The organism is Prosthecobacter gellanilyticus, assembly GCF_007992435.1.
In the GTDB taxonomy this organism is placed as follows: domain Bacteria; phylum Verrucomicrobiota; class Verrucomicrobiia; order Verrucomicrobiales; family Verrucomicrobiaceae; genus Prosthecobacter; species Prosthecobacter gellanilyticus.
The window spans coordinates 40,392-49,889 of the sequence record NZ_BKAG01000050.1 but is presented as its reverse complement, the minus strand read 5'-3'; the positions used below and the strand labels follow the sequence as shown (position 1 = coordinate 49,889).

Below are 9,498 nucleotides of genomic sequence, written 5' to 3'. Positions count from 1 at the left end.
CCGTGCGCAAGCAGTGCTCTCCTATTGCGAAGACGTTCTATTCGCATACAGCGGTGTCGCGCTTAAGCGCTTCCCACCGCACTCCACGACGCTACCGCGACTTCGCTTGCGCCGTCTTTAGCCTTCTTCTTCGCCTGCGGATGCGTTGTTATCCAAATGGACGCCGATGGCTGCCTCGATGTGTGGATTGAGGCTGTGCCTGATGGTCTCGCAGGCCATCCTTAGCGCATTCTTCATGGCATAGGCGCTGGCGCTGCCATGGGAGATGATGGTGATGCCGTTCAGGCCCAGGAGGGGCATGCCGCCCGCTTCATCCGCGCTAGTCTTCTTGTGGATGGCTTTGAAGGCAGGCTTGGCCAGCATGCCGCCGATCTTCGTGCGGGTCGTGCTCATGATGCCCTCCTTGATCATGGCAAACATGGCGTGGGCGAGCGCCTCGGAGGTCTTGAGGATGATGTTGCCGGTGAAGCCATCGCAAACCACCACATCTGGAGGAGTCTCCCAGAGGTCATGGCCTTCGACGTTGCCGACAAAGTTGAGGCCCGGGGTCTTCTTCAGCAGCTTGCCGGTTTCCTTGCAGAGGGCGTTGCCTTTCTCCTCCTCCGTGCCGTTGGACATGAGGCCGACTTTCGGGTTGTCGCGACCGAGGACATGCTTCGCATAAGCTGAACCCATGATGGCATTCTGCACCAGATGTTCAGGAAGGCTGTCAGGATTCGCTCCAGCATCAATCAGCACCCAAGGCATGGTCATGCTGGGCATGATGGCGGCGATGGCCGGGCGCTCGATGTGCGGAAGCGTGCGCAGCTTGATGAGGCTGGCCGTGACGGCCGCGCCAGTATGGCCGGCGCTGACCACGGCATCTGCCTTGCCTTCCTTCACCAGGTCCACGGCGCGGGTGATGGAGCTGTCCTTCTTTTTGCGGACGGCATCCAGGCCGCTGTCGCTCATGTCCACGATCTGCATCGCGGAGACGATCTCCAGGCGGTCACTCATGGGGATGCCTTGGGCGCGCATTTCGCGCTCGATGGCCTCGGGCTGGCCGACCAGATAGATCTTGTCAATCTGGCGCAGTTCCTCGAGGGCGAGCTTCACGCCCCCCATGGGGTTCTGCGGGGCGAAGTCGCCGCCCATGACGTCGAGTGCGATTTTCATGCTGGATCTAAAGGAAACCGGGAACAGCTTTAACCACTAATGGACACTAATGTGCACTAACTTTCCAAACCAAGAATAGGCGCGCGGGGCTTCAGGGACATTCGTGACCAACCGTGAAGATCAGTGGTAACGAAATGCCCCGAGCCCACACAGTGAATCAATGCAGGAAGTGGCGGTGACCGGTGAAGATCATGGCCATCTTGCGCTCGTCAGCGGCGGTGATGACTTCCTCATCACGCATGCTGCCACCAGGCTGGATGGCGGCGGTGGCACCGGCTTCAGCACAGGCGATCAGGCCGTCGGCGAAGGGGAACATGGCGTCTGAGGCCACGACACTGCCTGCGAGGGACAGACCGGCTTCCTTGGCCTTCCAGACGGCGATGCGGCAGCTGTCCACGCGGCTCATCTGGCCGGCCCCGATGCCGAGGGTGCGGTCATGGGAGGCAAACACGATGGCGTTCGACTTCACGTGCTTCACCACGCGCCAGGCGAAGCGCATGGCCTCGATCTCCTCGCGGGTTGGCGGGCGCTTGGTCTTCACTTTGCTCTCGAGGTCTTCGAGACCCAGGGCACGTGGATCGCTGTCCATGACCATGAGGCCGCCAGGAGCGGAGCGGATGATCGGCTGGCTGAGTGCCTCGGTCACGCCGGGCAGCATCTGGATCAGGCGCAGGTTCTTTTTCTTCTGAAGCAGGGCGCGTGCATCAGCATCGAAGTCCGGGGCGATGATCACGTCCGTGAAGATCTCGGAGATGATCTTGGCGAGGCCCAGGGGCATGCTGCGGTTGATCACGATCACGCCGCCAAAGGGAGCTTGCTTGTCGGTTTCAAAGGCCTTGGTCCAGGCTTCGCGAAGGTCTTCCTCAGCACAGCCGACGCCGCATGGATTGGTGTGCTTCAGGATGGCCACGGTGGGGCGGCGGAACTCATGGATGAGGCCGGCGGCGGCCTGGATGTCGAGCACGTTCGTGTAGCTCAGGTCCTTGCCGTGAAGCTGGGTGAAATAGTCGCCGAAGTTGCCGTAAAGAGCAGTCCTCTGGTGCGGGTTATCGCCGTAGCGGAGCTCGCTGTGCAGCGGCAGGCTGACGGAGAAGGTTTTCTGGGTGACCTGCTCCTTGTTCAGGAAGCTGGCGATGGCTGCATCATAGGAGGAGGTGCGCTGGAAGACCTTGCAGGCCAGACGCTCACGTGTGGCGAGGGTGGTGTCACCATTATTTTCCTTCATCTCGGCCAGCACCTTGCCGTAGTCAGAAGGATCGCAGATCACGGTGACCCAGCGATGGTTCTTGGAGGCACTGCGCAGCATGGAAGGGCCGCCGATGTCGATGTTCTCGATGGCCTCTTCCAAGGTCACGTCCTTCTTCGCCACGGTCTGCTCGAAGGGGTAGAGGTTCACGATCACGAGATCGATGCAGGGGATGCTGTGCTTCGAGGCATTGCGCTTGTCCTCGTCATTGTCACGGCGCTGCAGGAGGCCGCCATGGACTTTTGGGTGCAGGGTCTTCACACGGCCATCAAACATCTCGGGGAAGCCGGTGTATTCGGACACGTCGGTGACCTTCAGGCCGGCGTCCTTCAGATGCTTCGCGGTGCCACCGGTGGAAAGCAGCTCCACGCCGAGTTCGGCGAGGCCTTTGGCGAAGTCGAGAAGGCCGGATTTGTCGGAAACGGAAAGGAGGGCGCGTGCGATGGGCATTGGGGGAAGGAGAGGATTCGGGAGGGGCCGGAGTAAAGGGGGAAACTCCAGGGTGGCAAGCCTGCTTTTGGAGCAGTTCTCATGCAGACTGGTTCTCAAAACTTTGCCACCGGGCTTGCTGGCTCAAAACGACCTTCCTTTTTGAGTGCCGATGCAAAAAAGAAGCGCCGTCTGTTTCCAGACGGCGCTTGAGGGGAGTGCTGGCCGAGAGAGCTTGGCCCGCAGAGATTACTTGGCGACTTCCGAGATGGTCTTCAGAATGCGGGAGGCGATCTGGTAAGGATTGCCCTGGCTGTTCGGACGACGGTCTTCGAGGTAGCCCTTCCAGCCGTTCTTCTTGAAGCTGTGCGGGACGCGGATGGACGCGCCACGGTCAGCGATGCCCCAGGAGAACTTGTCGATGCTCTGGGTTTCGTGAAGGCCGGTCAGACGCATGTGGTTGTCTGGACCGTAGACGGCGATGTGTTCCATGCAGTTCTTCTCGAACTGGGCCATGAGGGCCAGGAAGTAGGCTTCACCGCCGACTTCACGAAGGTGCTTGGTGGAGAAGTTGGCGTGCATGCCGGAGCCGTTCCAGTCCGTGGCGCCGAGAGGCTTGCAATGATACTCGACATCGATGCCGTACTTCTCGCAAAGACGGTTCAGGATGTAGCGAGCGACCCAGATCTGGTCAGCAGCGACCTTGGAGCCTTTGCCGAAGATCTGGAATTCCCACTGGCCCTTGGCCACTTCGGCGTTGATGCCTTCGTGGTTGATGCCTGCGTCGAGACAGATGTCAAGGTGCTCTTCCACGATCTGACGGGCGATATCGCCGACGTTCTTGAAGCCGACGCCGGTGTAATACGGACCCTGGGGGGCTGGGTAGCCGTTCTCAGGGAAGCCGAGGGGGCGGCCGTCCTGGTAGAGGAAGTATTCCTGCTCGAAACCGAACCAGGCGTCCGGATCGTCAAGGATCGTGGCGCGGTCGTTGGAGGCGTGAGGGGTGCCATCAGCATTGTAAACTTCGCACATGACGAGGGCGCCATTCTTGCGGGTGCTGTCTGGATACACTGCCACGGGCTTCAGCACGCAATCGGAGCTGCCGCCGGGGGCCTGCTTCGTGGAGGAGCCGTCAAAGCCCCAGTCTGGGAGATCAGCCACCGTCGGGAAGCTGTCGTAATCTTTGAGCTGGGTCTTGCTGCGGAGGTTGCGGACGGGCTCATAGCCGTCGAGCCAGATGTATTCGAGTTTGTATTTGGCCATGGTTGTGGTTTTCGACTTTATTTGGGGTGCCTGACGGGGGGGAGTGATCCTTTCCGCCGATAGCGATTCTGCCTTAGAGCATAGTGCGTGCCAGCCGGGAAGGGATTTTTCAGCCAAGCAGGCGAAAAAACTGAAGTCGCTCTCAAAAATGGAACAGGTTTTTAACCTGTTCTGGGCGCAAGCACACCGCACCTTTGCCTTCTCAACGAGTGGGAGATATCAGAGCCTCCTCGTGGTTCCAGGAGACCGGTTACAAACCGGTCCCACTTTGCGGCCTGCGCACGACCAAAGTGGAACAGGTTTTCAACCTGTTTGGGTCGCCAGCACTCAGAACCTTTGCCTTCCCGGCGGGTAGGTGAACTCGCGGCCTCTCCGTAGTTCCAGGAGACCGGTTGCAAACCGGTCCCACTTTACTCGCCACGGATGCTCACGGAGCGGCCGTGGGCATCGAGACCTTCGACTTCGGCAAAGGCCCGCACGATGGGTTCGGACTTGGCGCAGCTTTCGCGGCTCAGGCGGATGATGCTGGTCCGGCGCTGGAACATGTCCACGGTCAGACCGGGGAAGGATTTGCCAGCACCGCCGGTGGGCAGGGTGTGGCTCGGTCCGGCGACGAAGTCGCCCACGGCCACGGGGGAGTGGTTGCCCAGGAAGATGGCACCCGCGGTGCGGATCAGCGGCAGGATGTCTCCTTCACGCTCGGTGATGAGCGAAAGGTGCTCCGGCGCATAGGCATTCACGAGGCGTGCGCCTTCTTCCAAAGTGGAGGTGAGGATGAGGAACACGCCCTTTTCCAAAACCGGCTTCAACTGGTCCTGACGGGTGAGGGTCTGGCACTGTCTGTCCACCTCAGCCACCACGGCATCCAGCAAAGCGACATCATCCGTGATGAAGCCTGCCTGACTGTCCTTGCCGTGCTCGGCCTGGGCCAAAATATCCGCCGCGATGAAGCGTGGATCGCCGCTCTTGTCCGCGAGAATGAGCACCTCGCTCGGACCTGGAAGCAGGTCGATGGACACGGCGCCAAGGCACTGCCTCTTCGCCTCCACGACATAGCTGTTTCCTGGCCCAACAATCTTTGCAACAGGCTGGATGGTCTGCGTGCCATAGGCGAGCGCGGCGATGGCCTGGGCTCCGCCGACCTTGTAGACTTCCGTGGCTCCAGCGAGTTTCAGCGCGGCCAGCAGACCTGGATTCACCTTGCCATCACGACCGCAAGGCGTGCACACGACGATCTCCGGAACACCGGCCGCAGCGGCCAGCGTGACTGTCATGATGGCGGTGGAAACGAGCGGTGCCGTACCTCCGGGGACATAGCAGCCGACTCGCTCAAAGGGGTGATAGACCTCGCCCACTTCAGCGCCTTGCTCGTTCGTGCCATGCCAGTCCTGGCGCATGCTTTTGCGCGAGAATGCAAACACATTGCGGTGGGAGGCTTCGAGGGCCGAGCGCAACTCAGGAGTCGCTGCGTTCCAGGCGGCGTCGATCTCTTCCTGGCTCACGCGCAGAGTCTCGGATGTCAGTGTCGCGCCATCAAACTTCGCGGTGAATTCAATGAGGGCTGCATCACCACGCTCACGCACGGCCTTGACCACACTGGAGACGACTTCGCGCACGGCATCACTGGCCTCGGCGCGGCGGTCGAGGTTGGTCAGCGTCTGCTTCCAGTCGGCATCAGTATGGCGGAGGATCTTCATGGTCGTCTTTCTTGGGTGGCGCGGGATGGCCAAGCGTCAACGAGGAATGATGGCGGGAGGGCAGGGGATGGGGGCCTCTGATCTCTAGCGTTTATTCTTTTCTCTCGCGGTGCCCTTCAGGGGATGTCGTTGCCCGTTCCCAAGCAGAGCACCGCAAGAGAAAGGAATGACCGCGAGAGGTGTGAAGGCTGGGATGAAACCTCAACCTGCGACGAGGTCATAGCCACGCCATTCCTTGATGGTCACGTCGATGAAGGAGCCCACAGGGAGCTTCTTGTCGACGTAGACGGTGGTGTCGATATCCGGGGCATCCATCTCACTGCGGGCGATGCCGGGCTCTTCCACGAGCACTCGCATGGACTTGCCGACATGACGCTGGTTCACATGCTGCACATTGCGCTCGATGGCGCGCATGGCCTCATTCCAGCGGGCTTTGCGGGTCATGTGATGCACGTGACCTTCCATCTTGTCCGCACGAGTTCCTTCCTCGCGGGAGTAATTGAAGATGCCGGCGCGCTCGAATTTCTCGTCTTCGATGAACTGCAGCAGCTCATTGAAATCAGCTTCCGTTTCACCGGGGAAGCCGACGATGAAGGTGGTGCGGATGGCGATGCCTGGGATGCCTTTGCGAATGCGCTTCAGCAGATCGCGGATGTAGCCGCCGGAGGTCTCACGACGCATCAGGGTCAGCATGTTGTCGCTGATGTGCTGCAGCGGGATGTCGATGTAGCGCGCCACCTTCGTGCTCTCCGCCATGGCGGCGATGAGGTCATCGCTCCAGTGCGCGGGATGCGTGTAGAGCAGGCGGATCCAGAAATCGCCCTCGATCTTGTTCAGCGCACGGATGAGCGTGCTCAGGGACTCGCCCTTGCTGCTATCCACGCCGGAGGTCGGCTTCGGACGCTCGCCTTCCCATTTGTCCATGCCAAAGTAGGTCGTGTCCTGGGAGATGAGATTGATCTCCTTCACACCGCTCTTCACAAGCTGCTCCACCTCACGCACCACGCTCTCCTGCGTGCGGCTGCGGTGACGTCCGCGGATGCGCGGGATGATGCAGAAGGAGCAGGGATGATTGCAGCCCTCAGCGATCTTCACATAGGCCATGTGCTTCGGCGTCAGGCGGAAGCGCGGCGTGTCATAGTCCGGGATGTATTGCGGCCCTTTCGTGACCAGGTTTTCCTGCTCATGATCCTTCACGCCGATGAGGCCCTGAATGATTGGAGCCACCTGGGTGATCTGGTCCAGGCCGATGAAGGCATCCACATCTGGCATCAGGGTCGGCAGCTCCTCGCGGAAGCGCTGGGACAGGCAGCCGGCCACGATGATCTTCTGCTTCTTGCGCTTCTTGGACTCCTCACGGGCATCCACGGCTTCATGGATCGCGCCCACGCTCTCCTTCTTCGCCATGTCGATGAACGAGCAGGTGTTGATGATGAGCACGTCCGCCAGTTCAGCGTCCGGAGTCATGGTCATGCCCGCCTGCTGGAGGTGGCCGACCATGATTTCAGAGTCGATGAGGTTTTTGGCGCAGCCGAGTGAGACGAGTCCGACTTTGATCATACGTGGGGTGGAAAAAGGGCGCGCAACATAAGGTAAAAAAGTCAGGAAGAAAGCGGAAGATGCCCCTTCCGGCCTCCAGGGGCCCCTGATCCGGGGTGTTTACCGAGGGCGGAGCTTGCCCGGACACCCTCATTTTTTGTGAGATTTGAGGGGCTTTTCGCCCGTCTGGCTGCCCGAAACCTCCGGACCGTCATTCCACCTCCGTGGAGACGGCTGGCTCGGGCTGGACGGGTGGATAGAGGTCACACAGGACTTCCACGACTCCGGATCCGATGGCCCGGTCGTCACTGAGGTCACCCACCCGGCTCAAGAGATTGCGGATGGTCTGGTTGTCGCAAAACAGGGCGCCAAACCAGCGCCGGATGCCGACATTCCAGGCGGCCTCGGCCAGGGCCTGCATGAGGGCCGTTCCAGCGCCCGCGCCCTGCCAGTCGTCCCGGGTGATCAGCGCCACCTCCGCCAGCTCCAGGTCATCCTGGCTGCGGAAACAGCGCGCCACGCCAATCGGCAATGGCTCCGGACGACCCTCAATGGCCACGGCCAGCCCGAGCGCGATGTGATCTACCCCATCCGGGTGAGTCAAAGCGTGCAGTTCCTGGTCCGAGAGCGCCTTTTTCTCAAAGAAGAAGCGGCGGATCCGGCTTTCCGGCGAAAGTGAATCAAACCCCTCGATCAGCGCATCACGATCGGCTGGGCCCAGGGGGCGAATTTGCCCGATGGAGCCGTCTCCCAAGACGAGATCTCGAGGCGCGAACGACGAGGATTTCATGGCGAAATCCTGGAGGTCGGTATCTGGAGGGGTGTGTTTGATGAATGTGCGTTACGCGCTCATGCTGGAGTCGGGACACAAGAAAGTGAGAGTTGTACTGTCGATGGCGTCAAACCGCACAAAGGCTCCTCCAGAAGGGTGCAAAGGCCTAACGGAGTGATGATGGAGAGTAGTTGGCCGCCTTATTCGCAGAACCCTCTGATAAATGGGTTGAAGCGTTGCATTGATTTACGGTATTGCTCCATGGAGCCGCTAAAGCGTCTTATGGATTGAGCCGTTAAATTCGAGGATTCAAGTACGTCAGATATAAGAGGCCACCTTATTAGCCAACTCTTGCTAGCTGCCGAATTGTGGTGAATCTCCGCGCCTTTCTGGCCCTCCGTTGCTCGAAATAAACCAGTCGCTAACATGAAGACATCTCAGCTATTTATCATCGTCGCTGCCATCCTCAGCACCTCTGTCATCGACATCGCTTACCGTGAGTGGGAGAAGGAGCCTGCGCGGAAGGCGGCGCGGGCGGCTCAGGCTGAAAAGAAGTTCCAGGACGGCTGGAGTTCAGCAAAGTCTGGCCTGCGCTATTTTCATGATGCGTGCAAAGATTACTTCCACGACGCGGATGGAAAGAAGGGAGACGTGGCTGGATTCCAGAGCACAGCATCTCTGTGGTTGAGTGATGTCGCTGGTTTTGTGGATGCTTACCCCAAGTCTCCGATGGTGGAGACGACGCTGCTCTCAGACTTCGTGCCGCAAGTGCAGCCCGCGCTCACCTCGCCAAATGATGAGTCCATTCGTGCAGCGTGGGTTCTTGCCGAAAAGGTGTGCAAGCAATTCAGCATTCTTCAATAGTCCATCTCCATCCATAATAGCAAAGGCCAGCCCTAACCGGCTGGCCTTTTCGTGTCCATTGTGGCCGGTCCAGTCCGGTGACGCTTGTGGTTAGTCGTGGTGAGATGTGGCCATCCCGCAGGGGACTTGAGAGTGTATTCACGTGTCGGGCCTGCGTGTCGTGCTCCAAGTGGAGGCCACGGCACGCAGATTTACACGGGGTCTCAGGTCTTGAGCGAGTCATTGCAAACTCAACTCCTCAAACCTGTGAAAGACAAACTCATGGAAAAGTTCGGTCCCATCCTCGGCGCAGCTGCCTTCATCGCCATCTGTGCCGGTTATGTCATGCTGCCAGCTTCGTGCAGCCTCAATCCAGAACAGCAGAAGCGTCTGCAAACCATCGCGGTGCCCGTCGCTGGCATCCTCAGTCAAGCCGCTGTGCAACGCGGGTGGATTGAGTCTGGGGACAAGATCCTCGTTCAAAAGGGTGTGGCCATCGTCAAATGAAAATCGTCACCTGTTAGCCTTTATAGAAGAGCCGGAACTATTTCTTC

General features: G+C 59.7%; 8 protein-coding genes. 2 read left to right on the top strand and 6 right to left on the bottom strand.

Going from position 1 to position 9,498, the window contains the following annotated elements:
- Positions 1–117 precede the first annotated feature (117 nt).
- The 6 genes from plsX to BGE01nite_RS23750 all read right to left on the bottom strand — a co-directional run bounded on the left by plsX (position 118) and on the right by BGE01nite_RS23750 (position 8,119).
- Positions 118–1,155 carry a phosphate acyltransferase PlsX gene (gene plsX / locus BGE01nite_RS23775; RefSeq protein WP_146854440.1) on the bottom strand — a complete coding sequence of 346 codons (1,038 nt, stop codon included), beginning with the start codon at positions 1,153–1,155 and terminating at the stop codon, positions 118–120.
- A 157-nt stretch (positions 1,156–1,312) separates the two neighbouring features.
- Complete coding sequence (gene purH, locus BGE01nite_RS23770) at positions 1,313–2,851, bottom strand: bifunctional phosphoribosylaminoimidazolecarboxamide formyltransferase/IMP cyclohydrolase (protein ID WP_146854438.1); 1,539 nt, start codon at positions 2,849–2,851, stop codon at positions 1,313–1,315.
- Between the two features lie 228 nt (positions 2,852–3,079).
- Positions 3,080–4,093: a glutamine synthetase beta-grasp domain-containing protein gene (locus tag BGE01nite_RS23765; protein WP_146854436.1), complete on the bottom strand. Its 1,014-nt coding sequence runs from the start codon at positions 4,091–4,093 to the stop codon at positions 3,080–3,082.
- Positions 4,094–4,503: 410 nt separating this feature from the next.
- Positions 4,504–5,790 (bottom strand): histidinol dehydrogenase, encoded by a 1,287-nt coding sequence (gene hisD, locus BGE01nite_RS23760; protein ID WP_146854434.1) that lies wholly within the window; start codon positions 5,788–5,790, stop codon positions 4,504–4,506.
- 201 nt (positions 5,791–5,991) lie between these two features.
- Positions 5,992–7,350: a 30S ribosomal protein S12 methylthiotransferase RimO gene (gene rimO / locus BGE01nite_RS23755; RefSeq protein WP_146854432.1), complete on the bottom strand. Its 1,359-nt coding sequence runs from the start codon at positions 7,348–7,350 to the stop codon at positions 5,992–5,994.
- A 190-nt stretch (positions 7,351–7,540) separates the two neighbouring features.
- Positions 7,541–8,119 carry a GNAT family N-acetyltransferase gene (locus BGE01nite_RS23750; protein WP_146854430.1) on the bottom strand — a complete coding sequence of 193 codons (579 nt, stop codon included), beginning with the start codon at positions 8,117–8,119 and terminating at the stop codon, positions 7,541–7,543.
- A 408-nt stretch (positions 8,120–8,527) separates the two neighbouring features.
- Between BGE01nite_RS23750 and BGE01nite_RS23745 the strand changes: the two genes are divergently transcribed.
- Positions 8,528–8,965, top strand: coding sequence for a hypothetical protein (locus tag BGE01nite_RS23745; protein WP_146854428.1), 438 nt, complete (start codon positions 8,528–8,530; stop codon positions 8,963–8,965).
- Between the two features lie 246 nt (positions 8,966–9,211).
- Positions 9,212–9,451, top strand: a complete 240-nt coding sequence (locus BGE01nite_RS23740; RefSeq protein ID WP_146854426.1) for a hypothetical protein — start codon at positions 9,212–9,214, stop codon at positions 9,449–9,451.
- The last annotated feature ends 47 nt before the right edge of the window (positions 9,452–9,498 follow it).

Bases quoted from the DNA above. Each gene is read 5' to 3' on its own strand.
- plsX (WP_146854440.1), bottom strand. From the start codon at position 1,155: ATGAAAATCGCACTCGACGTCATGGGCGGCGACTTCGCCCCGCAGAAC.
- purH (WP_146854438.1), bottom strand. From the start codon at position 2,851: ATGCCCATCGCACGCGCCCTCCTTTCCGTTTCCGACAAATCCGGCCTT.
- BGE01nite_RS23765 (WP_146854436.1), bottom strand. From the start codon at position 4,093: ATGGCCAAATACAAACTCGAATACATCTGGCTCGACGGCTATGAGCCC.
- hisD (WP_146854434.1), bottom strand. From the start codon at position 5,790: ATGAAGATCCTCCGCCATACTGATGCCGACTGGAAGCAGACGCTGACC.
- rimO (WP_146854432.1), bottom strand. From the start codon at position 7,350: ATGATCAAAGTCGGACTCGTCTCACTCGGCTGCGCCAAAAACCTCATC.
- BGE01nite_RS23750 (WP_146854430.1), bottom strand. From the start codon at position 8,119: ATGAAATCCTCGTCGTTCGCGCCTCGAGATCTCGTCTTGGGAGACGGC.
- BGE01nite_RS23745 (WP_146854428.1), top strand. From the start codon at position 8,528: ATGAAGACATCTCAGCTATTTATCATCGTCGCTGCCATCCTCAGCACC.